This is a genomic window from Wohlfahrtiimonas sp. XWW7 (assembly GCF_056716055.1).
In genome coordinates this window covers 2,386,570-2,412,496 of the sequence record NZ_CP168032.1, presented here as the reverse complement: position 1 = coordinate 2,412,496, position 25,927 = coordinate 2,386,570, and the positions used below count along the sequence as shown (strand labels likewise).

Below are 25,927 nucleotides of genomic sequence, written 5' to 3'. Positions count from 1 at the left end.
CATGGCTAAAATTCTCCCATTAATTGTATTAGTATTGGCGGGTTATTCTGCTGCTGTGCCATATTTTGAAGGCGGTGATTCTCATGTGAATCATTGGCTATTTTGGGAATTGTGGTTACCTAGAACTTTAGTTGCCATCGGTGCGGGCGCTGCGCTAGGATTATCAGGTGCCATATTTCAATCATTGACGAAAAATCCATTGGGCAGCCCAGATATTATTGGCATCAATGCAGGTGCTTCTGTCGGGGCGATAGCGGTTTCTCTCATTTGGGTGAATAGTTTACCCATCGCAGCGGGCGCAATGATGGGTGCATTAATCGTTCTATTATTGATTTTATTAACGCTGAGAATCGCAGGAACATTTGGCATGCAGATGATTGTGGCAGGGATTGCCATCAATGCATTTGCATTGGCATTGGTACAGTTTGCGTTAACAGGTGTTCGCCAAGAGGATGCTTATCAGATCAGTATTTGGTTAAGTGGCAGCTTGGCACAGCGAACATGGCAGGATGTGATATATATTGGCAGCGCCATCCCTATTTTTGGCTTAGGTTTATGGGCATTGAAACGACCATTGATCGTGATGCGATTGGGTGATCATACGGCTCAAGTTTTAGGTGTTTGTGTGTTAAAAGTGACGCTGATGAGTTTAATATTTGCAACATTATTGGCAACATTTGCAGTTGTTTCAGCAGGGCCTATAACATTTTTGGCATTGGTGGCACCGCACATTACCTATAAATTATTTAAGCAACCATTATTATTACTGCCCACAGCAATGGTGGGATCAATCCTGTTATTAAGTGCAGATCTACTGGCGAGAGCTTTACCGAAAGGTTCGAGCTTGCCTGTAGGCGTTGTGACATCAGCATTGGGCGGAATCTATTTATTAGTATTATTGCTCAAAGCATGGAAGCGATAGAGGGAAAATATTGTGATCGCCATAGAATCATTAACATTGTCGTATCAATCTCGTACGATTATTGAATCAATCTCAACCAATATACCCGAAGAAAAAATTACGGTATTGATTGGCGCCAATGGTTGTGGGAAATCCACGTTGTTGAAATCATTGGCAAAGCTATTATTGCCATGTTCTGGGCAAGTTTTGTTGAATGACCAGAATATTACGAAATTATCCAATAAAATATTGAGTCAGCAATTGGCAATGTTGGCACAAAGCACCAATATGACAGAAGATATTACGGTTGAGCAGTTGGTGCGTTATGGTAGGCATCCTTATCATAGTTTATTCAGCCGATGGCGTGATGAGGATGATCATCATTTAGAGAATGCATTAGCATTGACTCAAATGAAGGATCTACGATCCGAATCACTGTTGTCCTTATCTGGTGGGCAGCGACAAAGAGCTTGGATTGCTATGACATTGGCGCAAGATACGCCATATTTATTATTAGATGAGCCCACAACATATTTGGATTTAACGTATCAAATAGAAATTCTATCGCTGTTGCGTGATTTAAATCGTACCACTCAAAAAACGATTGTGATGGTGTTGCATGATCTGAATTTAGCTTGCCGCTATGCAGATCATATGATCGCCATAAAAGATGGCAAAATCGCAGCAATGGGCAAACCTATAGATGTTGTGACAGAAGATAATGTGCTCAATATTTTTAATTTGCCGAATAAAGTGATCATGGATCCATTCAATCAAACCCCTTTGTGTATTCCCCTTTCTTAGATAGGTTTTATGATGTTTAAAGTATTGTGTATTGATAATTTTCCTGAAGTGACCATTCGTTATTTTCCTGCAACCATGAGCGATACAGATATTTGGTTGGAAGAGATGACACAAGTATTTGATCGAAAAGAGCCATTTGTACTGTTTTACCCTATTTATAATGATCAAAGATTGGTGGATGTGGATGCAGAAACTACGCAAGCTATGCGGAAAAAAGTTGTATTGTGGGTGAAGAAAAATAAGGATAAATATGCCCAATATTGCCAAAGCATTGTTTTGCCTGTGCATCCTGAACGGGATGATCGAGCGTTAATTGAAAAACAATGCAAAGCCGTTGAGGCTTTTTATAAAGTGCCTGCGAAAATTCTAGAACGTGGTGAAGATAAAAAGCTTAAAATGGAGACTTTTAGTCAATAAAGTATCTGGACGACATATGGCACATCAAGAAGTTTTTTATTTAGAAGATCATGCACACATTGCTTTGAATAGTTTGTTAAAAATGGCGGGATTCGCAGAATCTGGCGGCAGCGCAAAGCACATGGTGGCAGAAGGATTGGTTTGCGTCAATGGTGAAGTTGAATTGCGTAAAACAGCGAAAATTGTTGCAGACAGTATTGTTTCAGGCGAAGGCTTTGAAATTCTTGTGAAAGCAGGATTTAAAGGTGAATAGCTGTGAAATATTTTACAGAGGCAGATCTTAAAGATCTTTGGAACGATTCACTTTATGCTCAGGATAATTATGTTGGTGAATATCCCACAGATGAGTTGATCAAGAAGGTAGAAGCTGACATTGGTGGCTATAAACTACCTGAATCCTACATTGAGTTGATGCGCATACAAAACGGCGGTGATTTAAACCGCTGTTTTGTTATTTTGGGCGATGACAGTGAATTTGCGGATGGTATGAGCTGGGCTTCAGGCATTTTTGGTATTGGTTTTGATAAAAGATATTCTCTATGTGGTGATTTAGGAAGTAATTTCATGAAAGAAGAGTGGGGTTATCCCGATATTGGTGTCTGCTTTGCTGATACACCGAGCGCTGGTCATGAAATGTATATGTTCGATTATCGTGAATGTGGTAAAGATGGCATTCCTAAGGTCGTGCATGTAGATCAAGAGGGTGATTATTGCATTACACCGATTGCTGAGACATTTGAAGAATTCATTAAGTCTTTGGTTACAGAGGAAGAAGCAGAGGATTATCAGGCTGATAACAGCATAGAGTAATGTATGTTTAATGCGCAAATCAATGGAATATTGTATGAATTTTTATCATAAATGATTGGTATTATTCGACAATTTTAGTTAATTATTTTGATCTTACGCACAATTGAACAGTTGTTTTTTTGCCATGTTTTTTTTAATAAGTTCTTATAAAATCGACAAATATTTATGATTTGTCGATTTTTTTTGCGATTTTAGATGACTTTTGAGCGTTATATGTCACAAATTGCATTTATGTTGTTTAGATTAAATGAGTAAAAATTTTTGTAAAAAAGATCAAAAAATGACCACAATTTAATGAAAGTTTGATAATTATCAATTAATTTTTTTTGTGTTATGCTACGCGCCACTTGTTCCTAGTGTTGCTAGGAAAAAAATCCTAGCGATCCTAGGTATAGATAAATATTCAAGGTTTTAATGGAGGTAATCAATGAAAATTTCGCGTAGGAACTTTCTTTTAGGGCTTGGTGCAACAGGCGTTGTTGCTGGTGGTGCATCTGTATTGGTGCCAATGATGCAAAGAGAAGGCACTTTAGTTAACACTAAATCTAGAGCATTGCATGTAGAAGGGACAACTGGCCCGCTACCAAAAGAATCTGACGTTGTGATCATTGGTGCTGGTATTCAAGGCATTATGACTGCGATCAATCTTGCTGAAAGAGGATTGAGCGTAACGATTTGTGATAAAGGCGAAGTGGCTGGTGAAATGTCTGGCCGTGCGTACAGTCAAATCATCAGTTACAAAACAGATGAGCATATTTTCCCATTGCATCACTACGGAAAGAAAATTTGGCGTGGTATGAATGAGAAGATTGGTGCTGACACAAGTTACCGTACTCATGGCCGCGTTGAAGCGATTGCAAATGAACAAGAGTTGGCAGTGGTTGAAGAGTGGATTAAATTGAACTCTACAAACCCAGGTTTTGATACACCATTAAAAACTAGAATCATCAAAGGTGAAGAGTTGGCAGCACGTTTGCCAAATGCACAATCTAAATGGACAGTTGCTGGATTTGAAGAAGATGCAGGTAGCGTAGATCCAGAAACAGGTGTACCAATGTTAGCGCGTTACGCGATGCAGCAATTGAGTGTGAAAATCTTCACTAACTGTGCAGTGCGTGGCATTGAAACAGCAGGTGGCAAGATTTCTGATGTTGTGACAGAAAAAGGTGCGATCAAAACATCTTCTGTAGTATTAGCGGGTGGTATTTGGACGCGTCTTTTCATGGGTAACATGGGCGTAGACATTCCAACATTGAACATCTACTTATCACAGCAGCGTGTAACTGGCGTTCCTGGTGTACCAAAAGGTAACGTACATTTACCAAACGGTATTCACTTCCGTGAACAAGCGGATGGTACATATGCGGTTGCACCACGTATCTTTACAAGCTCTGTGATCAAAGATAGCTTCATCTTAGGCCCAAGTTTCATGCATTTATTGGGTGGCGGTGACCTTCCATTAGAATTCAAATTGGGTCCAGACTTATGGAACTCTTTCACAACGCCAACTTCATGGAGCAATGATGAAGTGACGCCGTTTGAAGAATATCGTGTAGCAATGGCGACACCAAACAATGAACACTTGGATTTAGTATTCAATCGTATGAAAGCTGAATTCCCTGCATTCAAAGATTCTAAAGTGGTTGAACGTTGGGGTGCTGCGATTAACTTAACAGCTGACCATTTACCAATCATTTCTGAAGTACCACAATATCCTGGTTTGTTCATCAATACAGCAACAGGTTGGGGGATGACAGAAGGTCCTGCTTCTGGTGAGATCACAGCAGACTTAGTGATGGGTAAAACGCCGATCATCGATGCAACACCATACAGCATGAAACGCTTTGGTTAATTAATACCATATCGATATGTTTTAAAGAGCCTTGATGATGATATCAAGGCTTTTTTATTGCATTTATTTCAGATATTAATTTAATAACATATTTATCATGTATGTTATATATGTAAAAAATGCTTGATTCTAGGTTTTCTAAGTGTTATAAATATTGCCATTCAATGGGATTTTATAGGGGCTTGCTATGAAAAAGCTAATGTCTATGATGTGTTGCTGCTGTGAAATGCATGTTTATTTTCAACATCTGTTAAGTCAAATTTCATATCTACCACGGACACATTATCATGATCGAGTTTCAAAATATCACTAAAACATTTACGAAAAACAATCAAGAAGTCGTTGCACTTCATCCTATCAATTTAAGCATTCAACAAGGCGATGTATTTGGTGTGATCGGATACAGCGGCGCAGGTAAAAGTACACTCATTAGATTAGTGAATGCATTAGAAAAGCCAACGTCAGGCGATGTTATTATCAATGGGCAGGTACTGAGCCAACTAGATACAACATCATTGCGCAATGTCAAAAAGCGCATTGGTATGATCTTTCAGCACTTTAACTTATTAGAAACTAAAACCGTTGCTGAAAATATCGCACTACCATTAAAACTAAATTCAAGTTTAACGAAACAAGAGATCGATGCACGCATTGATGAATTGTTGGCTTATGTAGAAATCCCTGATAAAAAGTATGCTTATCCTCGTGAATTATCTGGTGGGCAAAAGCAGCGCGTTGGCATTGCAAGAGCATTGGCAAATAATCCTGATATTTTATTGTGTGATGAAGCCACATCTGCATTGGATCCACAAACCACACAATCTATTTTAAATTTATTGCGTAAAATTAATAAAGAGCAGGGCATCACTATCATGATGGTGACGCACCAAATGGAAGTGGTGGTTGCCATCTGTAATCGCATTGCAGTGATGGATAAAGGGATTGTTGTGGAAACAGGCTCAACGAAAGAGATTTTCCAAAATCCTAAAGAGCCAATGACACGCAAATTTATTAATACCTTGATCGAAGAAGAGATTCCAAGAAGCATCATTCGTAACATTGAAGATGCATTGCCTAATCATATTTATCGTTTAGAGTTTTTGGGAGATTCTGCCAAAACTCCAGTGGTTAATGAACTGATTTTAACGAAAATTGTTGTGGTGAATATTCTGTTTTCCAACATGATCGAGATCGAAGGATCCGTCATTGGCAGCATGTTTGTGCAATTAGAAGGTTCACAGGAGTCGATTGTAGAAGCTGTCGGATTTTTAAGAGAGCGTGGTGTTCGCGTTACGCTCAATCAGTTGGATAAGGAGTAAATCATGAAGAGTTTATTTGTGACACAAGTTGGGTTGGATGGTTTTTTACTTGCGGGCCAACAAACATTGATCATGGTTGCCGTTTCCCTTGTGATTGGCGTAATTTTAGGTGGAATCATTGGGATCACATTAGTATTAACGCGCCCAGATGGTATTCGCCCGAATCATTTTATCTATTCTGTTTTGAATCCGATTGTGAACGTGATCCGTTCATTGCCATTCATTATTTTATTAGTGGCGATTATTCCGATCACACGTTTAATCATTGGTAGTTCGATTGGTACAGCTGCTGCGATCATTCCTTTAACCATTTATATTTCGCCATTCATTGGGCGATTGGTGGAAACATCATTGTTGGAAGTGGATCATGGGATCATTGAGGCTGCAAACTCCATTGGTGCATCGACATTTGAAACCGTTTGGTACTTTCTATTGCCCGAAGCAAAATCTTCGTTGATATTGAATTTTACAACAGCAACCATTGGCTTAATTGGCGCAACTGCAATGGCGGGGGCGATCGGTGCAGGCGGTATCGGTGATTTGGCCATTAACTATGGTTATAACCGCTACGATAATGCTGTACTGTTTTATTGTGTTGTGAGCTTAGTGATCATTGTGCAAGCAGTACAAATGCTCGGTAACTATTTAGCGAAACGCGTTCGCGCTTAATCACAAAGCTATCTAAATTAATATCGCTCCATCAGGAGCGATAAATAAAATTCTCATACTTTAGGAGTATCTTATGTCTTTATTTGCCTATGAAAATATGGCAGATCGTCTTTCGTTGACTCGAAAAACTGTCTTACCATTCAAAGAACGTGCCTCCGAACATGATCAATCCAATACTTTTCCATTTCAAAACATCGCAGATTTAAAGGCGATTAACTATCCTGCTTTAACATTAGGCAAAGCATTTGGCGGATTAGGTGTATCACTAGAAGAGATGCTTAAGCATCAACAAATTATTGCCGAAATGGATGGTTCAACGGCATTAGCAATGGGTTGGCACGTTGGCATTACTTTGCATTTAAGTGAGCAGCAAGAGTGGGATGAAGCCGTATTCAAACGCTTCGCAGATGATGTATTAGCAACAGGCGCTTTGATTAATAATGCAGCATCAGAAGCAGCAACAGGCAGTCCAACACGCGGCGGTTTACCTGAAACAACTGCAAAGCAGAATGAACAAGGCTGGGTAATCTCTGGCCGTAAGATTTTTACGACATTGTCCCCAGTTTTGGATTATTTTGTTGTGTCTGCAAGAATCAATAACAGTGATGAAGTGGGGCAGTTTTTAGTGCATAAGAACCGTCAAGGTTTATCCATTGATGAAACATGGGATTCTGTTGCAATGCGTGCAACAGGCAGCCATGATTTAGTACTGGATCAAGTTCAGTTAGATGTAGAAGATTTATTAACGAAAATTACACCAGGGAAAAAGCCACCACAAGGTTGGTTGTTGCACATTCCTGCGGTTTATCAAGGCATTGCAACAGCAGCATTTGATTATGCGCTGAATTTTGCGAACACTTATGCACCGAATAGCTTAGCTTCTGGCACAATTGCACAATTTCCGACGGTTCAGCAGAAACTGGGCGAAATGAAATTAAAGCTCACTCAAAATGAGTATCTTTTATATGGTGTAGCGCGTGATTGGGATCAAGCCAATGAAACAGAGCGCTTCGAGCTTGCGGATGCTTTGGCGGCGACAAAAGTTGCAGTTGTGAATAATGCTTTAGACATTGTGGATTTATCAATGCGTTTAGTGGGCGCAAAATCCCTTTCTGCCAATAATCCATTACAGCGTTATTATCGCGATGTACGCGCAGGATTACACAATCCACCGATGGAAGATATGGTGCTCGTCAACTTAGCCAAATCGGCACTGAGCAAGCTCTAAAGTACTCACAATTAATGTTTATGAATAATCGCATTGATGTTGCAATCAATGCAACGGGATTTTGTATCTTCAATAAAGTGAAAAGGAATAAAAATGTTTAAAAAAATGGCAATTGTGTTGGGCATCGCTTTGGCTGTTTCAGCATGTAGTAATGACGAGCAAACTGAGCAGGTTGTAAAGACATCACCCAAAAAAGAGAAAATTGTGGTGGGATTTGGTGCAGGCACGTACATTACGCAGTTTGAAAAAGGCGTTCGTCCTTATTTAGAAAAGAAGGGCTATGAAATTGAAACTAAAACATTTTCCCACAATAAATTGATCCCACAAGCACTGAAAGAAGATGCAGTGGATGCATCTGTGCATATCAGTACCGCCAATATGGGCGAAATGAATCGCCGCTTACAAGCGGACATGATTGTATGGGCAGATACACCCAGCGCACCACAATCATTGCGTTCGATTAAACATACATCTTTGGATGTTGTGAAAGATGGTATGACTGTGGGTTTGCCAAATGATCCGATTAATTTGGAGCGCGCTGTACGCATCTTGGAGGATTTAGATTGGGTCACTGTGGATCCTAATGTGGAAACGGTTGTATTCAGTACGAATGCTGTTTCACCGAAAAAATTTGATTTAGTTTTTAAACCAATGGATGCGGCGCAATTACCACGCGCAATGGATGATCTGGATTTTGCAGTGATTAACGGTAATTTTATTGCCAGTAAAGGTGAAAGAATCAGCGATGGTTTAGCCATTGAAAAATCACCGCCAGAACATTTGGTTAAAGTGGCGATTCGCGATGTGAATAAAAATGAACAGTGGGCCAAAGATCTGCAAGAAGCTTATCAATCTAAAGAATTTGAAACATATATCAAAGGCGAGCGCTTATTTGATGGTTTTATTTATCCTAAACATTGGGATTAAAGGGGAACAATCATGATGAAAAAAATAATGGCAGCAAGTGTAATGTTATTGGTTGCTGCTTGTGGCAATAATGAACCTCAAGAATCGGCGAATGTTAAGCAGGAGAAGAAGCAAATTGTTGTGGCATTTGGGCCATCTTCATATGGCACACAATTCACAACATCTATTCAGCCAATTTTAGAAGCGAAAGGCTATGAAGTTGTACCAAGAGTATTTTCTCAAAACAGCCAGATCAATCGCAGTATGAAGGATGGCGAAGTGGATGCTTCAATCTTTCAAAGTGTAGCTTATATGGAAGACATTAATCGTTTACTTGGCATGGATATGGTAAAACTTGCTGATACAGCAAGTGCGCCACAATCTTTGCGCTCTTCCCGCCACCAAAGTTTGGATGCCATTCAAGATGGCATGACGATCACTGTGCCAAATGATCCTGTGAATGCAGAGCGTGCTGCAAGAATTTTGGAACAGTTGGGCTGGATTAAGATTAAAGCGGATGTGGATCCTGTAAAATTCAGCGTGAACGACATCGAAAAAGGTCAGTATGATTTAATCATTAAGGAAGTTGATCCCGCACAAGCTTTACGCGCGATTGATGATGTGGATTTTGCAGTGATCAACGGTAATTACATTGCCAATATGGGATTGAAAATTACTGATTCTTTAGTGGTGGAAAAAACGCCGCCAGAGCATGTTGTGATGGTTTCTATCTCGGGTAAAGATCAAAATGAGCAGTGGGCTAAAGATTTGAAACAAGCTTACGAATCAAAAGAATTTGAAAATTATATTAAAAATGAGCCATTATATGACGGTTTTATTTTCCCCAAACATTGGGATAATTAGTCAGAGAAAGAGGCAGCAATGAAGGTAAACGGTTTAAAAATGGTGATGACATTATGTGCATCATTGATTGTGGCGGCGTGTGGTAATAATGATGAAGTGGCGAAAACTGCTGAACCTGTTCAGCCAGTGGAGATTAAAGTTGGCTTTGGTCCTTCTAACTATGCAGTACAGTTTCAAGAGTCCATTCAACCGATTTTAGAGAGAAAAGGTTATAAAGTCACACCAGTTGTTTTCTCTCAAAACCCTATGATCACGAGCAGTATGCGTGATAATGAGATTGATGCTTCTATCTCTCAGAGTTATGCATTTATGCTGGATTTAAACCGTTTATTGAATATGGATATGATGAGCGTTGGCCATACAGCAACAGCGCCGCAATCGTTGCGTTCCACTAAGCATGATTCATTGGATGATGTGAAAGATGGCATGATTGTGACGTTATCGAATGACCCGATCAATATGGAGCGCGGTGCTAGAATTTTAGAAAGTTTGGGTTGGATTAAAATCCGTGAGGATGCTAAGCCTGCAACATTCAGCTTAAAAGACATTGAAAAAGGTCAATATGAGTTAGTGTTTAAAGAGGTTGATCCTGCTCATTCAATGCGTTCGATGGATGATGTGGATTTTGCGGTTGTGAATGGTAATTATGTTGTGAATATGGGGCAAAAAATCACAGATGGTTTATATGTGGAAAAAACGCCTGATGAACATCGTGTGATTGTAACGATCCAATCGAAAGATAAGGATCAGCCTTGGGTTAAAGATTTAGCAGCAGCTTATGCTTCTGATGAATTTAGGGATTATATTTTATCGAAACCGATGTACGAAGGTTTTATTATGCCAAAAGAGTGGAATTCTGTTGCTGATCAAAAATAATCACTGAGCTTCGCTTTTTATCATTATCAACCTCGCAAATGCGAGGTTTTTTTATATTCAAGTAACTTCGTGGCATGAAAGGCGCTGAGTATAGTAGGATAGTGTCATTGATTTTAATAATGATAGGAAATATCCATGAGCATAAAATTGATCGCAATAGATTTAGACGGTACTTTGTTAAATTCACAACATCGAGTGAGTGATCGAGTTAAGCAAAGCATCGAATGCGCTCAAGCTCAAGGTGTTCAGATCATTTTAGCCAGTGGTCGCCCTTATTCTGGTATGTTGCCTTATTTAAAAGAGTTGGCAATTAAGAATGATAAAAATTATGTCATTACCAATAATGGCGCCAATATTCGGGACATTGATAGCGGTTATGCTTTCCATGATAATGCTTTGAGTTATGAGGATTATATAAGAATTGAAGCTTTGTCTCGTCAATTGGATGTGAATATGCATTTGGTGAGCGATCAATGTCTTTATACTGCCAATGAGCAGATTGGGCGTTATACAGTTTGGGAATCCTATCTGTCCAATATTCCTTTAGTTTATCGTGAAGTTGCCAAAATGACAGAGGATATGTACTACAATAAATGCATCTTTTCAGATGAGATTGCCAGAATGACAGGCATTGAAAAGCATGTACCACAATCCTTTTATGATGATTACGAAGTATTCAGAAGTGCTTCATTTTATTTAGAGTTTTTACGAAAAAATTCCACAAAGGGCTATGCATTACAAAAAATTGCAGATGAGATGAATCTCCAAGGCTCAGAAATTATGTGCATTGGTGATCATGAAAATGATTTTTCAATGTACAAAGTGGCTGAGACTAAAATCGCTATGGGTAATGGCATTGATTTATTAAAAGAAAACGCGACTTTCATAACAAAAACTAATAATGAAGATGGTGTTGCCATTGCGATCGAGAAATATATTTAAATCTTAAATCAAAAAATTGGTTATCTGTTTTTAATCAAATGGTTAATATATATACACAATGCAGTAGTGGTAATGTATTCAAGGTAACTTTATGATGTATAAGTGATAAATGTCATTATTTAAATTATTTCTCAGAGCGATATGAATTTTTCGGTTTCGCCTTAATGATAAAAGTAATATATTGATTCCGCATTTTGTTATTAGCCGGAGGAAATTAATATGGCATTTGCAACAGTTAATCCTTATACCAACGAATTGGTTAAATCATTCCCAAGTGCAACAGAAGCAGAAATTAAAGCTGCTGTTGATCGTTCTCATGAAGCTTTCCAAAGCTGGAAGAACTTATCAGTGGCGGAGCGCGTAGAGCATTTGAAAAATGCTTCTGCGTTATTGCGTAAAAACAGTGATGAATATGCACAATTATTAACATTAGAAATGGGCAAGATCTTTGCTGAATCTAAGGCAGAAGTTGAATTGTCTGCACAGATCTTAGATTACTATGTAAACAATGCTGCAAACTTATTGGCACCAAGAAAATTGCCAGTGATGATGGATCCAGCAGAAGGCGAAGCAGAATTAGTGAATGATCCAATGGGCGTTTTATTGGCGATCGAGCCTTGGAACTTCCCGTTCTATCAAGTGGCTCGTATTTTGGCACCACAATTGTCAGCGGGTAATACGTTGATCTTGAAGCATGCTTCAAACGTACCGCAAAGTGCATTGGCATTTGAAAAATTGATGCTAGACGCTGGTTTACCAAAAGATGTATTCATTAACTTGTTCATGGAGCATGATCATGTTGAATTGGTTGTGGCGGATCCACGTGTTTGTGGTGTCGCTTTGACAGGTTCTGAGTTTGCAGGTTCAGCGGTTGCACAAGTTGCTGGTAAACATTTGAAAAAATCCATCATGGAATTGGGCGGTGCGGATGCATTCGTTGTATTAGATGATGCGGATATGGATAAAACAGTTGCTTGGGGCGTTTTTGGTCGCCATTGGAATGCGGGTCAAGTATGTGTTTCTTCTAAGCGTATGATTGTAGATGCTAAAGTTTATGATGAATACTTAGAAAAATACACAGCGGGCGTTGCAGCATTGAAAGCAGGTGATCCTATGGATCCTGCAACACAGTTGGCGCCATTGTCTTCACAACGTGCTAAAGATGGCTTATTGAAGCAGATCGAAGAAGCAGTTAAACACGGCGCAACAGCAACAGAAGTGGGCGAAAAAGTACCTGAGCAAGGCTGCTTTGTTCAACCAACAATTTTGACAAATGTAACGCCAGATAATCCTGCTTATTATCAAGAGTTCTTTGGTCCTGTATCAATGATCATCAAAGCAGAAGATGAGGCCGATGCAATTCGCATTGCGAATGATTCTCCATTTGGTTTGGGCGGTTCTGTATTTACTTCTGATAATGCTCGTGGTCGTCGCGTTGCGGGTGAAATCTCTACAGGTATGATCTTTGTGAACCATCCAACAATGGTTAAAGCTGACTTGCCATTTGGTGGCGTTCGTCGCTCTGGCTTTGGTCGTGAATTGATCGATTTAGGCTTGAAAGAATTCGTTAACCAAAAATTGATTGATGTTGTGGATATCGACGCACCATTCTAATTAATTTAACATCTACCTAGATAAATAAACGCTGTCCGAAAGGATGGCGTTTTTTATGAAGATAATCTTTTGAGGTTGCTTATATAAAATATTTTGATAATACTGAGGGAAATGTTTTTAGTTTATTCAAGTATCAGTCATTCTAATAAAGATAAGCGAGTTGAGATGGATTATCTACATGGTTCAGATTTAAAAGCAATTTTGCACTCCAAACGTGCCAATATTTTCTATTTAGAGCATTGTCGAGTGATGCAAAAAGATGGGCGAGTGCTGTATCTCACAGAGGCGAAGAAAGAAAATCAATACTTTAATATTCCCATTGCCAATACAACAGTCATTTTATTAGGCACAGGCACATCTGTGACGCAAGCTGCTATGAGAATGTTGGCAAGCGCGGGCGTTTTAGTAGGCTTTTGTGGCGGTGGCGGCACGCCATTATTTATGGGGGCAGAGATCGAATGGCTGACGCCGCAAAGCGAATATCGCCCAACAGAATATATGCAAGGCTGGATGAAGTTTTGGTTCGATGATGATAAACGCTTAATCGCTGCCAAAAAATTTCAGCAAGCTAGGATTGAGTTTATTCGCACAACTTGGGCAAAAGATCGTGATTTAAAATCAGAAGGCTTCGACATCAGCGCACCTGAAATCACTCAGGCCCTTAATTTTTTCGAGCGCAGAATCCCTGATTTAACTAAAGTGGGTGATCTACTGTTGTCAGAAGCACAGATGACAAAGCAGCTCTATAAATTTGCGGCAACGTGTACAAATTATGCGGATTTTAGTCGTCATCATGGCGAAAGTGATTTGGCCAATACTTTTTTGAATCATGGTAATTATTTAGCTTATGGATTGGCTGCTTGTACTTTGTGGGTGCTTGGTATTCCTCATGGCTTTGCTGTAATGCATGGCAAAACTCGCCGAGGAGCGCTTGTTTTCGATGTGGCTGATTTGATTAAAGATGCTGTTGTATTGCCATGGGCATTCATTTGCGCAAAAGAGAACGCAACAGAGCAAGAATTCCGCCAGCAGGTTTTGCAAAAATTCACAGAGCATAAATGTTTGGATTTTATGTTTAATGAAGTTAAAGGGATTGCTTTATGATCGTCACTTTTGTCAGTCAATGTGAGAAAAAATCCCTCGCTAAAACAAGAAGAGTGCTAGATGCTTATGCCAATCGCATTGGTGATAATGTTTGGCAAACCATCATTACAGAAGAAGGACTTTTGATGGTGAAAAAGCTCCTTCGTAAAACTGCCACAAAAAATACTGCTGTGAGTTGCCATTGGATTCGCTCTCGTCGGCGCAGTGATCTATTATGGATTGTCGGCAATCGACAAAAGTTTAATAGTGAAGGCATTGTGCCGGTGAATGTAACAGGTGAAACATTTGATAAATATATTGATCCAGAAAAATGGCAAAGACTAGCTCTTATGGAAGATGCGGTAGTGATTGCAGGATTGTTTCATGATTTTGGAAAAAGTAATGTTTTATTTCAATCAAAGCTCAAAGGAGAAGGACGAAATAGATATGAACCGATAAGACATGAATGGATTTCTTTAAGAATATTTCAAGCTTTCGTTGGTGATCAAACAGATGAAGAATGGTTGATAGCATTAACTGAGATTAATAAAAATCAAAGAGATATTCTATTCAGGGATGGGATAGATCAAAGTAAGAATAATCCATTGGCAAATTTGCCACCTTTGGCTCAATTAGTTGGTTGGTTAATTTTGAGTCATCATAAATTACCTTTTGTGCCTAGTTGGAAAAAATCTCTTAGATCAGAAACTAAATTAGAAGTTATTAATCAGCAGAAAATTACACCTTTTTATGCTTGGTTTGAACAGGAACTTAAAGTTTATTGGAACTCATATAACTTTAGGGATGATGATATTCAAGATTTAATGCCTGAAAACTGGAATTTTTCACAAGAAGGATTACCATATAAAAGTGCAAAATGGCGGTTGAGGGTTATTAAAGCCGCTGATAAAGCTTTAGAAAATATAAAGTTGTTAGGCCAACAAAACCTATTACATGATGATTTATTTACAGCACATTTAGCAAGAATGGCTTTAATGCTAGCAGATCATTATTATTCAGCAAAGGATACGGTCACTGAGAGATGGCAAGCTCCGAATTACAAAGTATATGCAAATACAGATAGAGTAACAGGTGAGCTAAAACAACAATTAGATGAGCACTTAATAGGTGTTTCTGAGAATGCTAAAGAAATTATACGTGCTTTACCGAAATTAAAATCGGAGCTTTTATCTTTAGAAAATAATCAGTTTTTAAAAAATATAAAAATTATTGATGAACGCTTTGCATGGCAAATATCAGCACAAAAAGAGGTATTAAAACAAAGTAAAAGTAGTGAGAAGCAAGGTTTTTTTGGCATTAATATGGCATCTACAGGTCAAGGAAAGACTATAGCAAATGCTAAAATTATGTATGCTTTAGCTGATTGTAATAAAGAATGTCGTTTTACTGTAGCTTTAGGGTTGAGAACTTTGACATTACAAACAGGGAGAGAATATCGCAAACAATTGAAATTATCTGATGAGGAATTAGCGATTGCTGTAGGGGGTACAGCCGTTAAGACTTTGTTTGAGAATGAACAGAATAAACGTGGAGCACGAGAAGATTTTGGTTCAGGCAGTGAGTCAATGGAGGACTTTTTGGATCCTAGTATGGAGTTAGATTATGATTTATCTGGGATTGAACACCCACTGTATGAATGGACGAAAAATAATCCTCGTATTGAGAAATTATTACAAGCTCCTGTTTTGGTTTGTACGATTGACCATCTTATGCCTGCAACGGATGGTACAAAAGGTGGAAAGCAGATTGGACCAATGTTGCGGTTATTGACTTCTGATCTTGTTATTGATGAGCCTGATGATTTCGGTTTGGGGGATTTGCCCGCATTGTGTCGTTTAGTTCATTGGGCGGGAATGCTTGGAAGTCGGGTACTACTTTCAACGGCAACGATGCCGCCTGATCTGGCCATAGCGGCTTTTCAAGCGTATCAAAGTGGTTGGGCGGAATATTCTAAAACCAATATTGAAAATTGGAATAGAACAATTAATTGCGCGTGGTTTGATGAGCGATCTACAAATGGAGCTATTATCAGTGAAGTTAATGATCACAAAGCATTTATTGCAGCGCATGAACAGTTTGTGCAAAAACGCATTGAGTTTTTAGCTAAACATTCTGTGGTTAAACATAGAGGAAATTGCTTACCAAGTTTACAGCAAACAGATCATATTTATCATGATTTTGCGAGTACAATTTTACAAGGTGCTTTGGCGCTTCATCAGAATAATCATGTTGATGTGGCCAATAAAAAAGTTTCTATTGGTCTTGTTAGAATGGCTAATATTAATCCGCTAGTAGCTGTAGCTAAAGCGCTTTGTCAACTCGAATTTCCTGATGATATTCATATTCACCTATCGGTTTATCACAGCCATTATCCTTTGGCTGTTCGCTCTTATCTAGAAAGCAAGCTCGATAGCGTGTTGAATCGAAAAGAAGAGTGGCCACCTCCTGATATGAAGCAGCTTATTGAAAAGACAGAAACCGCCAATCAAATATTTATCGTATTAGCTTCTCCCGTGGCAGAAGTTGGGCGAGATCATGATTATGATTGGGCGATTATTGAGCCAAGTTCTATGCGTTCAATCATTCAAATCGCAGGGCGTGTATTGCGGCATAGAGATATTATTCCTGAATCTGAAAATATTTTTCTTCTTAATCAGAATATAAGATCTTTAAAAGGTTATGAGTATTGTTTTCAGAATCCTGGGTTTGAAGGTGAAAGATTAAAGCTAAAGAGTCACCAACTTAAAGATGTTTTACAAGTACGGCAATATCAAAATATCAATGCGATTGAGCGGGTGATAAAACCTAAAGAGAGCCCGATAGATAATTTAGTTGCTCTTGAGCATCAAGCACTATTAAATCAACTGTTTTTGATTGATGAATCAGCGAAAGTCTGGTGGAAAGAGCAAGTTCATTGGAGCGGGGTTTTACAGCGCTTACAACCTTTTAGAAAATCAGTGAAAGATGAATCTTTATATTTATTAGTTAAAAATGATGAGTTAGTGTGGCGATGGAAAAATGAATCAGTTTATCCTGCTACAATGGGAGAGATTAGTGGATCTGGTATTGAAATTAATAATGTAGAGATTCAAAGCAATCAAAATATCACTTTTTGGTTTGACCTTGATCCACTTAAAATTTATCAAGAGTTATCAATTGATTTGGGGATTGATATAGAAGAAACAGCACGGCGTTTTGGGGAGTTACGATTAGTAAGTTATCAAAAAAATGATATCAAGATCTATCAATATTCTAAGAATTTTGGTGTATATCAGGAGGTTAAATGATGTTAGATGAGCAAAATGAAGCTGGTTGGCAAATAGTTATGACAAATTTTTTTGCTGAGAAATTTGAAGCAGATTTTTCTAAATATTTAAAAGAATTATTTAAAGAAATTAATGATAAGTATCAGAAAGAAAATTTTTATAATAATGATGAAATAGCTTTTATTTTAGATCGTAAAAATAAAAGATCTGCAGATCAGCAAGAATCGGCTTTTATTCTAGAACAAATTGTATGCTTATCAAAATTTGAGGAAAAACCCAATGATATTTTGTATGAGTCATTGATTGAGGAAATTAATTTAAAAAAACAAATGCTTGCTGATAAGTTTTCTCCTAATACTTGGATTTCTTGGGCTGCTGATAATGCAAAAAACGTCAGTTTTGCAACGCACGTATCTAAGTTAACGCATGCCGCAATTGATAGTACATCATTTTTTGATAGTAGATCATCGATTAAGGAAAGATATATTTCAACATCTAGTTTGAAAAACATTGCTGTAGATGGTGCTGTTCGTGGGAATCAATATTCTCCCATTTATCAATTTTTGGAGTTGGAATTTAATGGTCAAAAACTAGTGGCAAATTTTAATAATTTGGATACTAATTTATTGACATGTTTTACTCAAAATGATCATCAAAGGAAAGAGTGGAATAAAGGCTTTGGTGCATCTTTAAATGAAGGAACATCATCAGCCCATACCTTATTAAAGCAAGTATATTTTCCTATTAAAAAAAGACAGTACCATTTATTGGTAAATGTGGTTTCATCCTCAAAAGCTCAAGCAATTTTTGAATTTTCGCGTCGTAACTCAGATGAAACATTTAAGGCACGTAATACTAAAAAGTATGCCTCCGAACAATATTTTAATTTTCCCAATCGAGCCAATATTTTAGTGACTGCTAGTAATCATGGCAACGCATCTCAGCTAAATGGTAAAAGAGGTGGGCGATTAGGATTGTTTTCCTGTCAATCACCTCTATGGCAATCCCAACTTAAGCCACCTATCTATCAGAATAGTTTTTTCTTTGAATTATCGCGCAATTATCAAGTGAAAGAAATAATTCAATATTTGGCTGAATTTTTAGTACGTTTTGAGTTGTTAGAATTAAGTATCAAAGATCCTAAAAGATTTTATTGGATTGAACGGTGGATGGAGGATTTAACTGATGAGGTTATTGTTTATGTTAAAACGATACAAGCACTTCCTACTGGTTGGTCGATGGTTGCTGATATTCGCTTAAAACAAGAACAACAAGTTTTATTAGATTGCCATCGAAGCGATGAATCTTTTAGAGATTTACAAAAACACAATTGGCAAGCCGCTGTTATTGAGGATTTTGCCAATTGGCTTAATTATTGCTTGAGAAAAGCCAATAATAAATTTACGCCTCAAGAAGAGCACAAAAAATTATGGTGTAAATTGTTTGAAAAAAACTTTAGAGAAATATTTGCATTGGGAAACTTAGAAGCGCTACAGGAGGATAATGAATGAGCCAGTTTTTATTAATTGAGCGAATTAGGGTTCAAAATGCTAATGCCGTTTCTGGGTTTACTTGGGGATTTCCTGCAATTACTCATTTTTTAGGATTTTCGCATAACTTAGAAAGAAAAGTTATTAATGTTGAGAGCTTTAATCATCTTGTTTTAAATGGTTGTGCTGTGGTTGCTCATGAGCAAAATGTTTTAACTTATAAAGAAGCAAGTAATATACGTTTTAGTCAGTATAAAACAGCGCAATATTTGGGCTTGAAGTTTGAGCAAGGAATTTTAAAAGATCCTGCAATCAATGAAGAAGCTAAGATGAATATGACAGTTTCTTTATTAATATCTGTTACAGGATATTTAGAGGGATTGGAAGATGAGTTTATTGAATTTATTGAAAATTCTTGTCAATTGCAACGATTGGCGGGTGGAACAATTTTGAGCATTGGTAGTATAAAACTGGTCGATTTGTCAGATGAAGATCAATTAAAACGTATAAAGTATCAATTGCTTCCAGGTTTCGTATTGCAAGATCGATCAGATTATTTAGAAAAACATTGGTTAAATCTCCAAAAGATTAATCCAAAAGCAGAGATGTTAGATGCTTGGTTTGATTTTATTGCTCTAAAACAAGTTGCTAGGCCAATTTGCCATTTGATTGATGATTATTTATCAAAAAAAGTGGCTGATGATGAAATATTATCCAGCTTAAATGATCTATGGTTACAGCACAAAGAGCAACCTTATCATACAGATTATATTCCTAACGAATTATTGAGTTATTTTGATGACAATCAGAGCAAACTTGATTCTAAATTGGTTGAACAGTGGTACAGCTATGTCGATCCTAATGAAAAAGTATCTGCTAATTGGGAATATGTAAAAAAACCAGAATCAGGTTTTTTAGTGCCAATTATGACGGGCTATAAAGCGATTACAGAGCTATTTCCAGCAGGTGAGATAGAAGGAGCCCGCGATGCAGAAACTGATATTTGTTTTGTTGAATCAGTACATTCAATAGGTGAGTGGCAAAGTGTCCATCGTCTTAAAAAAATTGAGGATTGGCAGAGAAGTGTTTGGCGCTACGCACCTTATGAGCAGGATTGGTATCTTTGTAAGCAGTTAATAGAAAGTGTGAGTTTCGTAGAAGAATTAGGCAATAATTTTGATCCATATGCATAATTTTATATAAAAAGAGGAAAAAATATGTCAATTAAATTACCAAGTATGTTGGCTTTTGAGCGTAAATTAGAAACATCTGATGCATTAATGTTTTCGGGAGATTGGAAGGATATTGCATTATCTGAAAAATGGAAAGAAATTCCTATTACTAAACGTCAAAATCGTTCAACTCAAAGTGCAGAGGGAACATCTGATGGTAACAAAGTCAAACCTAATCCTGTTTCATCGGATAGTGATGATGCTAATTTACCATTAGTGCATGATACGTTAAAAGTTAGTTTTAGTATGAGAATTGTTGGTAATTTAGGTGTTCCATTTGGTTGTAATGCCCCTGATTTTAGTGCTGCTATTCAAGAGAAAGTCACCAATTTTAAAGAGGGTGATGGTATTCGCCTTTTGGCAAATCGTTATGCTTATAATTTGGTTAATGGTCGTTTTTTATGGCGTAATCGAGTAGGTGCAGAAGAAGTTAAGATTGTTGTTAAAGCTGGAGATGAAAAATTTATTGTTAATGCCTATGAGTTTTCTTTAATAGATTTTGAAAAATCTAGTGATAATACTGATTTTAAAGCACTAGCCGATATTATATTTAAAGGTTTGACAGGAGATGCACAAAGTTTTTCATTAATTGAAGTAGATGCTTTTGTAAAATTAGGACATCAGCAGCATGTATTTCCATCACAAGAAATGAATATGGGTGAAAAAGGCAAAACTTTATTTCAATTAAATGGTTGTGCAGCAATGCACAATGTGAAAATTGGCAATGCGATTCGCACGATTGATACGTGGTACCCTCGTTTTTCCGATATGCAATTACCTATTGCAATAGAGCCTTTTGGTGCTGTAACTCAGATAGGGGATGCTTTCCGTAAAAATAAAAAAGAAGGAGATTTATATTCACTGATGATTGATTGGGTAAATGATACAGAGCTTGCTATTGAGCAACAAGCTTACATTGTTGGTAATCTTATCCGTGGCGGTGTATTTAGTCGTTCTAAGTAAAGTGAGGGGAATATGAAGTTTTATCAAGAGATAACTCTCATAGATCAAGAGGGGCTTACACCTTACTTCATTTGGTCTAAATTATATGGTCAATTACATTTAGCGTTTGTTGAACAAAAGGATGAGAGTAATCAAGTGGCTTTTGCTGTATCTTTTCCTCAATATCAATATGATTTGGAAAAAAAGAAGATTACTTTAGGAAAAAAAATCCGTATTTTTGCTAAAACACGTGAAGCGCTGATGGTATTAAATTTAAACCATTGGTTGGCGCGTTTAACGGATTATATGGAAATTAAGCAGATCGAAGAAGTGCCTAAGGATGTTTCAGGTTATGCGATTTATCAACGTCATCAAGTGAAGAGTAATCCTGAAAGATTAGCGCGTCGTTATGCAAAACGGCACAATGTTAGTTATGAGGAAGCTTTGGGGATTTATCAATCGATGGATATGCAAAGGACAAATTTGCCATATGTGCAAATGAAAAGCTTATCAAAGGATCAGTCGTTTAGACTGTTCATTGAGAAAAAAATTGTAGATTCTAAGAGTGTAGAAGCAAGTTTCACAACGTATGGCTTAAATTCAAAGGAGACAGCTTTTACTGTGCCTGAGTTTTAATAAATAGCACCTGATTGTTTGAATAAACATAAGAATCAATATGTTGTTATGTAAGCAAAAATCATTGGTATTGTGATCAAAATGATCATCTATCTTTGGTTTTTGCTTATTTTTATGAGTGAAATTTATGTTCATTGCATAATAGTTAGCTATAAATTTTAAACATTGTGTTGAAAGTTTGCATGATTAAAGTATTATTTCAATATAATGTTGAATTTATGTTGAGATGAATATGACAAATAGTGTAGATCCAGAGATATATCAGCAAGAAGTATTGGAAATTTTAACGATGGTTGTGCATGCAATCGGTTGTGTGTTGCCAGGCAATACAGAGTTAGTATTGCATGATTTGAGAAGCCTAGAGTTTTCGATTATTGCAGTTGCTAATGGGCATGTTACTGGGCGTAAAAAGGGCGATCCCGTTTTGGCAGGTATGCGAAAAGATAAAGGATTTGCGAGAGCTTTGGATAAAAATGATCAGAAAATTACGCTATTAACAGATTACGAGACTTTCGCCCATGATGGTACATCTTTGCGAAGTAGTACGGCAATTTTTAGAGATAACAATGCCAAACCATTCGCGGCGCTGTGTATTAACGTCAATAACAATGGGATTAATGAGGCTGTATCTTTATTGCAGCTCATATCAGGCATTAACATTGGGCCAAATCAACGGGCGTTAGTTAATCAAGAGGATGTTAATGTTGAAAATAGTATTGAACATTTAATGGAGGACATTATTCAGCAAGCAACAGACTTAAATAGTGGTAAAAAACGTTCAGGAAGCAAAAAAGCTAATCTCTTAGCTGTTCAAAAAATGCAAGAACGGGGGATATTTTTGATGAAAGGCGGTGTGGAGAAAGCAGCTGAAGCGCTTGGTGTTACGCGATACACCATTTATAACTACCTCGATGAATTAAAAAATGATCTTTGATATTTTTACGGAGTGAATCATATGTCTTTAAGTATAAATTCCCCTTTATTAGAATCACTAGCGTTAGGGCAGCTTAATCACACACGAATTTGGATGAAGATGGAATCAATGCAGCCTTCAGGTTCTTTTAAAATTCGTGGCATCGGGCATGCTTGTGAATATCATGTTGCACGTGGTGCAAAGCGTTTTGTTTCTTCCTCAGGAGGTAATGCAGGTTTAGCAGTCGCATATGCAGGTAGGCAATTAGGCGTGCCTGTGACGGTTGTTGTGCCAGAATCCACGTCTGCGCGTGCGCGCTATCTTTTAGAATTAGAAGGTGCAGAGGTTAAAGTGCATGGCAAAATTTGGGCGGAGGCGAATGAGTTGGCTCGTTTATTGTTGGGGGAGCATGATGCATTCATTCATCCTTTTGATGATCCTTTATTGTGGGAAGGTCATGCATCCATGATTGATGAAGTGGTTGCCAGTGGATTACGTCCTGATGCTGTGATTTTGTCTGTTGGTGGTGGAGGTTTGCTTTCTGGTGTTCATAAGGGATTACAGCGCAATGAGCTTGATATTCCAATATTTGCAGCTGAAACGGCTGGGATGTCATCTTTAAAGGCCTCGATAGAAGCAGGAAAGCTTGTATCTATTCCTGAGGTAACAGGCGTTGCAACATCTTTGGGTGCTCAACAAGTTGCACAGCAGGCATTTAATCTTACAAAAGAGAGAGATATCATCCCTGTAACTGTCAGTGATCAACAAGCGGTGGATGCTTGTTTAGCATTTTTGGATGATCATAGAGCATTGGTTGAGCCTGCATGTGGTGCATCATTAGCAGTTTTATATCAGCAACTTGTGGATCTGCGTGATATGAATAATGTTCTTGTCATCGTTTGTGGTGGATCAACGACTACAACAGCATCTTTGCAGGCATTTTAAGGATCGTGGTGTTTTTTATAAACTATCTGTCGGGATTTTAAAGATCTCTGTATCTCGTAATGTTAAATGAGATTGTAATTTATAACGGCAAGCAGGATAGGTGAATTCAGCATAGCTGATTAATCCTATCGTGCTCCAAGTTCTGCGTTTTATGGCTAAACATGCAGAATTTTCATCGATTTGTAAGAATTTTGCCAATTCTTCAGTTGTGATCATTGCTTCGATGGTTTGGTCCATTTCTACAAAATCGTAGTGACTTAATAAATATTTGCCTGGTGAAACTTTCAAGAAATCTTGTTCAAAGAATTTCGGTACAAGTGTGCGAGAAACATAGCGTTTTTCCATCGCCAATGGCACATCATTTTCCAAATGTAATAAATGGCAAAAATAGACGGTTTCGCCTTCTGGTATTTCTAGTTTTTTAGCGATGCTTTTGGGGGAAGATAGTAGTTTTTGTGTGATCATCTCTATCTTATACGCACTGCCGCGATCCTGTATCTCTTTAGAAATATCTATAATACGGATGGGCGGTGATGCTACGCGTTTACCTGCAACAAAAGTTCCGCTGCCTTGTATGCGCTTTAAGACACCTTGTTGGCTCAATTCAACAATGGCGCGGTTCACTGTCATTCGGCTGACGCCAAATTTTTTTGCCAGAATATGTTCAGAGGGGATTTGTTCCCCTTCTTCAAAAAGATCGTTATCAATGCTCTCAAGGATGTAATTTTGTACTTTTTTATAAACTGGTATAGACATCTTTGAATGTTACTCCAAATTGGGAATGGATGATTATACCTTAAATATTAATATAAATATATTGTTTTACTTGAACTTTATTTGGATTTTAATGTGGCTACAAAATGCATAAAATTAAAATAAGTATATATAATTATAATTATTGTCTAGACAACTTTTGTTTTGTGTGAATATAATGATTTAAGCCCATAAAAATATTTTACTAGGGCAAGTTGGAGGATAAAGCAATAGATGAATGTAGGAGCTATGTAGCATAGTTCTTAGGGTGTTTATTGTCTGTTGAAATTAATTTCACTGTTGGAGGTTGTCATAATGAGTGACATGAAAAAGCCTTTGGATGGCATACGCGTATTGGATCTTAGTCGAGTGCTTGCGGGTCCTTATTGTACTAGCATGTTAGCGGATCTTGGGGCAGAAGTAATCAAAATAGAGATGCCAAATCACGGTGATGATAGTCGCCATTTGGGCGCATTCGATGCCAATGGCGATAGCATTTATTATGCGTTGATTAATCGAGGTAAACGCAGTATTGAGCTTGATTTTAAAGTGCCAGCAGATATGAATCGCTTTCTTGAGTTGGTTAAAACTGCCGATGTGATTGTTGAGAATTTTCGTCCAGGTGTAACAAAGCGTTTAGGCATTGATTTTGAAAGCTTAAAAGAATATAACGCAAAACTTGTCTATACAAGTATTTCAGGGTTTGGTCAGGATGGTCCTTTTGCTAAATATCCTGCGTATGACATTGTGGCGCAAGCCATGTCAGGGTTGATGAGTATTACTGGTTTTAAAGAAACAGGCCCGACGCGCGTTGGTGAATCCATGGGCGATATCATCGCGGGAATTTATGCTTCTTGGGCTATTTCATCAGGTTTATTTGCAAGGGAACGCACAGGTGAAGCACAGTACATTGATGTTGCGATGTTTGATGCATTGTTATCTCTACAAGTGACAGGTTTAGCAAGTTTATTCTCGGGTGCAAATCCCTCTTTAGTGGGGAATCGTCATCCAATTTCTACGCCTTTCGATACTTATCAAGCTAAAGATGGTTTGGTAGTGATTGCAATTGCCAGTGATCGTCTATTCCAGAAATTCTGTGAAAGCATCGGGCAAGTTGAACTTGCAACAGACTCAAGGTTTTTAACAGATGAAACACGAACCACTAATGAGCAAGCGTTAAAGGCGATCATCGAAGATTGGGCACGTGCATTCAGTGTGGACGAAGTGTGCGAAAAGCTCGGTAATGATGGTATCCCAGTGTCTGCAGTATGGAATCTGAAGCAAGCAGCGTATAGCGAGCAATCCAAGTTTAGAAATATTTTAGTGGATGTGGAAGGGCAATCGTATCCGATTGTGCCACAACCAGTATTTTTTAATGGTCAAAAGCCACATGTTAATAAGCCGGCGCCTGTATTGGGCGAGGCGAATGATGAAATTAAATAGC

The 25,927-nt window shown here is 37.8% G+C and carries 24 protein-coding genes; 23 read left to right on the top strand and 1 reads right to left on the bottom strand.

What is annotated here, in order from left to right; translation table 11 throughout:
• The first annotated feature begins 1 nt into the window (after window position 1).
• The 22 genes from ACA100_RS11560 (at window position 2) to ACA100_RS11455 (ending at window position 23,730) form a co-directional block, all read left to right on the top strand.
• Window positions 2-922 (top strand): FecCD family ABC transporter permease, encoded by a 921-nt coding sequence (locus ACA100_RS11560; RefSeq protein WP_481077856.1) that lies wholly within the window; start codon window positions 2-4, stop codon window positions 920-922.
• Between the two features lie 12 nt (window positions 923-934).
• Complete coding sequence (locus ACA100_RS11555) at window positions 935-1,705, top strand: ABC transporter ATP-binding protein (protein ID WP_481077855.1); 771 nt, start codon at window positions 935-937, stop codon at window positions 1,703-1,705.
• A 12-nt stretch (window positions 1,706-1,717) separates the two neighbouring features.
• The gene (locus ACA100_RS11550) at window positions 1,718-2,122 is read left to right on the top strand and encodes a hypothetical protein (protein WP_481077854.1); all 405 of its coding nucleotides are present in this window, start codon (window positions 1,718-1,720) and stop codon (window positions 2,120-2,122) included.
• A gap of 16 nt (window positions 2,123-2,138) precedes the next feature.
• Entirely contained in the window at window positions 2,139-2,375 is a 237-nt protein-coding gene (locus ACA100_RS11545) for an RNA-binding S4 domain-containing protein (protein ID WP_481077853.1), read from the top strand.
• A 2-nt stretch (window positions 2,376-2,377) separates the two neighbouring features.
• Window positions 2,378-2,932, top strand: a complete 555-nt coding sequence (locus ACA100_RS11540; RefSeq protein ID WP_481077852.1) for an SMI1/KNR4 family protein — start codon at window positions 2,378-2,380, stop codon at window positions 2,930-2,932.
• Window positions 2,933-3,359: 427 nt separating this feature from the next.
• Window positions 3,360-4,784, top strand: a complete 1,425-nt coding sequence (locus ACA100_RS11535) for an NAD(P)/FAD-dependent oxidoreductase (RefSeq protein ID WP_481077851.1) — start codon at window positions 3,360-3,362, stop codon at window positions 4,782-4,784.
• 287 nt (window positions 4,785-5,071) lie between these two features.
• A complete protein-coding gene (locus tag ACA100_RS11530) occupies window positions 5,072-6,103 on the top strand; it encodes a methionine ABC transporter ATP-binding protein (RefSeq protein WP_481077850.1) in 1,032 nt (343 codons plus the stop codon).
• Between the two features lie 3 nt (window positions 6,104-6,106).
• The gene (locus tag ACA100_RS11525) at window positions 6,107-6,772 is read left to right on the top strand and encodes a methionine ABC transporter permease (protein ID WP_481077849.1); all 666 of its coding nucleotides are present in this window, start codon (window positions 6,107-6,109) and stop codon (window positions 6,770-6,772) included.
• 73 nt (window positions 6,773-6,845) lie between these two features.
• On the top strand, window positions 6,846-8,000 hold the full coding sequence (locus ACA100_RS11520; protein WP_481077848.1) for an acyl-CoA dehydrogenase family protein: 1,155 nt from the start codon (window positions 6,846-6,848) through the stop codon (window positions 7,998-8,000).
• Window positions 8,001-8,093: 93 nt separating this feature from the next.
• On the top strand, window positions 8,094-8,927 hold the full coding sequence (locus tag ACA100_RS11515; RefSeq protein WP_481077847.1) for a MetQ/NlpA family ABC transporter substrate-binding protein: 834 nt from the start codon (window positions 8,094-8,096) through the stop codon (window positions 8,925-8,927).
• 12 nt (window positions 8,928-8,939) lie between these two features.
• Complete coding sequence (locus tag ACA100_RS11510) at window positions 8,940-9,770, top strand: MetQ/NlpA family ABC transporter substrate-binding protein (protein WP_481077846.1); 831 nt, start codon at window positions 8,940-8,942, stop codon at window positions 9,768-9,770.
• An 18-nt stretch (window positions 9,771-9,788) separates the two neighbouring features.
• Window positions 9,789-10,646 carry a MetQ/NlpA family ABC transporter substrate-binding protein gene (locus tag ACA100_RS11505; RefSeq protein ID WP_481077845.1) on the top strand — a complete coding sequence of 286 codons (858 nt, stop codon included), beginning with the start codon at window positions 9,789-9,791 and terminating at the stop codon, window positions 10,644-10,646.
• A gap of 135 nt (window positions 10,647-10,781) precedes the next feature.
• A complete protein-coding gene (gene yidA / locus ACA100_RS11500) occupies window positions 10,782-11,588 on the top strand; it encodes a sugar-phosphatase (protein WP_481077844.1) in 807 nt (268 codons plus the stop codon).
• A gap of 219 nt (window positions 11,589-11,807) precedes the next feature.
• Window positions 11,808-13,202, top strand: coding sequence for an NAD-dependent succinate-semialdehyde dehydrogenase (locus ACA100_RS11495; protein ID WP_481077843.1), 1,395 nt, complete (start codon window positions 11,808-11,810; stop codon window positions 13,200-13,202).
• A gap of 165 nt (window positions 13,203-13,367) precedes the next feature.
• Complete coding sequence (gene cas1f / locus ACA100_RS11490) at window positions 13,368-14,306, top strand: type I-F CRISPR-associated endonuclease Cas1f (protein ID WP_481079130.1); 939 nt, start codon at window positions 13,368-13,370, stop codon at window positions 14,304-14,306.
• Window positions 14,303-17,593 carry a type I-F CRISPR-associated helicase Cas3f gene (gene cas3f / locus ACA100_RS11485; RefSeq protein ID WP_481077842.1) on the top strand — a complete coding sequence of 1,097 codons (3,291 nt, stop codon included), beginning with the start codon at window positions 14,303-14,305 and terminating at the stop codon, window positions 17,591-17,593. Before cas1f ends, cas3f begins: the two co-directional genes overlap by 4 nt.
• The gene (csy1, locus tag ACA100_RS11480; RefSeq protein WP_481077841.1) at window positions 17,590-19,083 is read left to right on the top strand and encodes a type I-F CRISPR-associated protein Csy1; all 1,494 of its coding nucleotides are present in this window, start codon (window positions 17,590-17,592) and stop codon (window positions 19,081-19,083) included. Before cas3f ends, csy1 begins: the two co-directional genes overlap by 4 nt.
• Window positions 19,080-20,255, top strand: coding sequence for a type I-F CRISPR-associated protein Csy2 (gene csy2, locus ACA100_RS11475; protein ID WP_481077840.1), 1,176 nt, complete (start codon window positions 19,080-19,082; stop codon window positions 20,253-20,255). Before csy1 ends, csy2 begins: the two co-directional genes overlap by 4 nt.
• 24 nt (window positions 20,256-20,279) lie before the next feature.
• Complete coding sequence (gene csy3 / locus ACA100_RS11470; RefSeq protein WP_481077839.1) at window positions 20,280-21,257, top strand: type I-F CRISPR-associated protein Csy3; 978 nt, start codon at window positions 20,280-20,282, stop codon at window positions 21,255-21,257.
• 12 nt (window positions 21,258-21,269) lie between these two features.
• Window positions 21,270-21,872 (top strand): type I-F CRISPR-associated endoribonuclease Cas6/Csy4, encoded by a 603-nt coding sequence (gene cas6f, locus ACA100_RS11465; RefSeq protein ID WP_481077838.1) that lies wholly within the window; start codon window positions 21,270-21,272, stop codon window positions 21,870-21,872.
• 232 nt (window positions 21,873-22,104) lie between these two features.
• A complete protein-coding gene (locus ACA100_RS11460) occupies window positions 22,105-22,806 on the top strand; it encodes a helix-turn-helix transcriptional regulator (RefSeq protein ID WP_481077837.1) in 702 nt (233 codons plus the stop codon).
• A 21-nt stretch (window positions 22,807-22,827) separates the two neighbouring features.
• The gene (locus ACA100_RS11455) at window positions 22,828-23,730 is read left to right on the top strand and encodes a pyridoxal-phosphate dependent enzyme (protein WP_481077836.1); all 903 of its coding nucleotides are present in this window, start codon (window positions 22,828-22,830) and stop codon (window positions 23,728-23,730) included.
• 15 nt (window positions 23,731-23,745) lie between these two features.
• On the opposite strand, the gene ACA100_RS11450 is transcribed toward ACA100_RS11455, so the two are convergent.
• Window positions 23,746-24,486, bottom strand: coding sequence for a UTRA domain-containing protein (locus ACA100_RS11450; protein WP_481077835.1), 741 nt, complete (start codon window positions 24,484-24,486; stop codon window positions 23,746-23,748).
• Between the two features lie 312 nt (window positions 24,487-24,798).
• Here ACA100_RS11450 and ACA100_RS11445 point away from each other — a divergent pair, with 312 nt between their 5' ends.
• Window positions 24,799-25,926, top strand: a complete 1,128-nt coding sequence (locus ACA100_RS11445; protein WP_481077834.1) for a CaiB/BaiF CoA transferase family protein — start codon at window positions 24,799-24,801, stop codon at window positions 25,924-25,926.
• The last annotated feature ends 1 nt before the right edge of the window (window position 25,927 follow it).

Excerpts from the sequence above, each read along its gene's own strand:
- ACA100_RS11455 (WP_481077836.1), top strand. The coding sequence starts at position 22,828 with ATGTCTTTAAGTATAAATTCCCCTTTATTAGAATCACTAGCGTTAGGG.
- csy3 (WP_481077839.1), top strand. The coding sequence starts at position 20,280 with ATGTCAATTAAATTACCAAGTATGTTGGCTTTTGAGCGTAAATTAGAA.
- ACA100_RS11510 (WP_481077846.1), top strand. The coding sequence starts at position 8,940 with ATGATGAAAAAAATAATGGCAGCAAGTGTAATGTTATTGGTTGCTGCT.
- ACA100_RS11460 (WP_481077837.1), top strand. The coding sequence starts at position 22,105 with ATGACAAATAGTGTAGATCCAGAGATATATCAGCAAGAAGTATTGGAA.
- ACA100_RS11525 (WP_481077849.1), top strand. The coding sequence starts at position 6,107 with ATGAAGAGTTTATTTGTGACACAAGTTGGGTTGGATGGTTTTTTACTT.
- ACA100_RS11545 (WP_481077853.1), top strand. The coding sequence starts at position 2,139 with ATGGCACATCAAGAAGTTTTTTATTTAGAAGATCATGCACACATTGCT.
- ACA100_RS11515 (WP_481077847.1), top strand. The coding sequence starts at position 8,094 with ATGTTTAAAAAAATGGCAATTGTGTTGGGCATCGCTTTGGCTGTTTCA.
- yidA (WP_481077844.1), top strand. The coding sequence starts at position 10,782 with ATGAGCATAAAATTGATCGCAATAGATTTAGACGGTACTTTGTTAAAT.
- ACA100_RS11530 (WP_481077850.1), top strand. The coding sequence starts at position 5,072 with ATGATCGAGTTTCAAAATATCACTAAAACATTTACGAAAAACAATCAA.
- ACA100_RS11520 (WP_481077848.1), top strand. The coding sequence starts at position 6,846 with ATGTCTTTATTTGCCTATGAAAATATGGCAGATCGTCTTTCGTTGACT.
- cas1f (WP_481079130.1), top strand. The coding sequence starts at position 13,368 with ATGGATTATCTACATGGTTCAGATTTAAAAGCAATTTTGCACTCCAAA.
- cas3f (WP_481077842.1), top strand. The coding sequence starts at position 14,303 with ATGATCGTCACTTTTGTCAGTCAATGTGAGAAAAAATCCCTCGCTAAA.
- ACA100_RS11495 (WP_481077843.1), top strand. The coding sequence starts at position 11,808 with ATGGCATTTGCAACAGTTAATCCTTATACCAACGAATTGGTTAAATCA.
- cas6f (WP_481077838.1), top strand. The coding sequence starts at position 21,270 with ATGAAGTTTTATCAAGAGATAACTCTCATAGATCAAGAGGGGCTTACA.
- ACA100_RS11450 (WP_481077835.1), bottom strand. The coding sequence starts at position 24,486 with ATGTCTATACCAGTTTATAAAAAAGTACAAAATTACATCCTTGAGAGC.
- ACA100_RS11445 (WP_481077834.1), top strand. The coding sequence starts at position 24,799 with ATGAGTGACATGAAAAAGCCTTTGGATGGCATACGCGTATTGGATCTT.
- ACA100_RS11560 (WP_481077856.1), top strand. The coding sequence starts at position 2 with ATGGCTAAAATTCTCCCATTAATTGTATTAGTATTGGCGGGTTATTCT.
- csy2 (WP_481077840.1), top strand. The coding sequence starts at position 19,080 with ATGAGCCAGTTTTTATTAATTGAGCGAATTAGGGTTCAAAATGCTAAT.
- ACA100_RS11550 (WP_481077854.1), top strand. The coding sequence starts at position 1,718 with ATGTTTAAAGTATTGTGTATTGATAATTTTCCTGAAGTGACCATTCGT.
- csy1 (WP_481077841.1), top strand. The coding sequence starts at position 17,590 with ATGATGTTAGATGAGCAAAATGAAGCTGGTTGGCAAATAGTTATGACA.
- ACA100_RS11535 (WP_481077851.1), top strand. The coding sequence starts at position 3,360 with ATGAAAATTTCGCGTAGGAACTTTCTTTTAGGGCTTGGTGCAACAGGC.
- ACA100_RS11505 (WP_481077845.1), top strand. The coding sequence starts at position 9,789 with ATGAAGGTAAACGGTTTAAAAATGGTGATGACATTATGTGCATCATTG.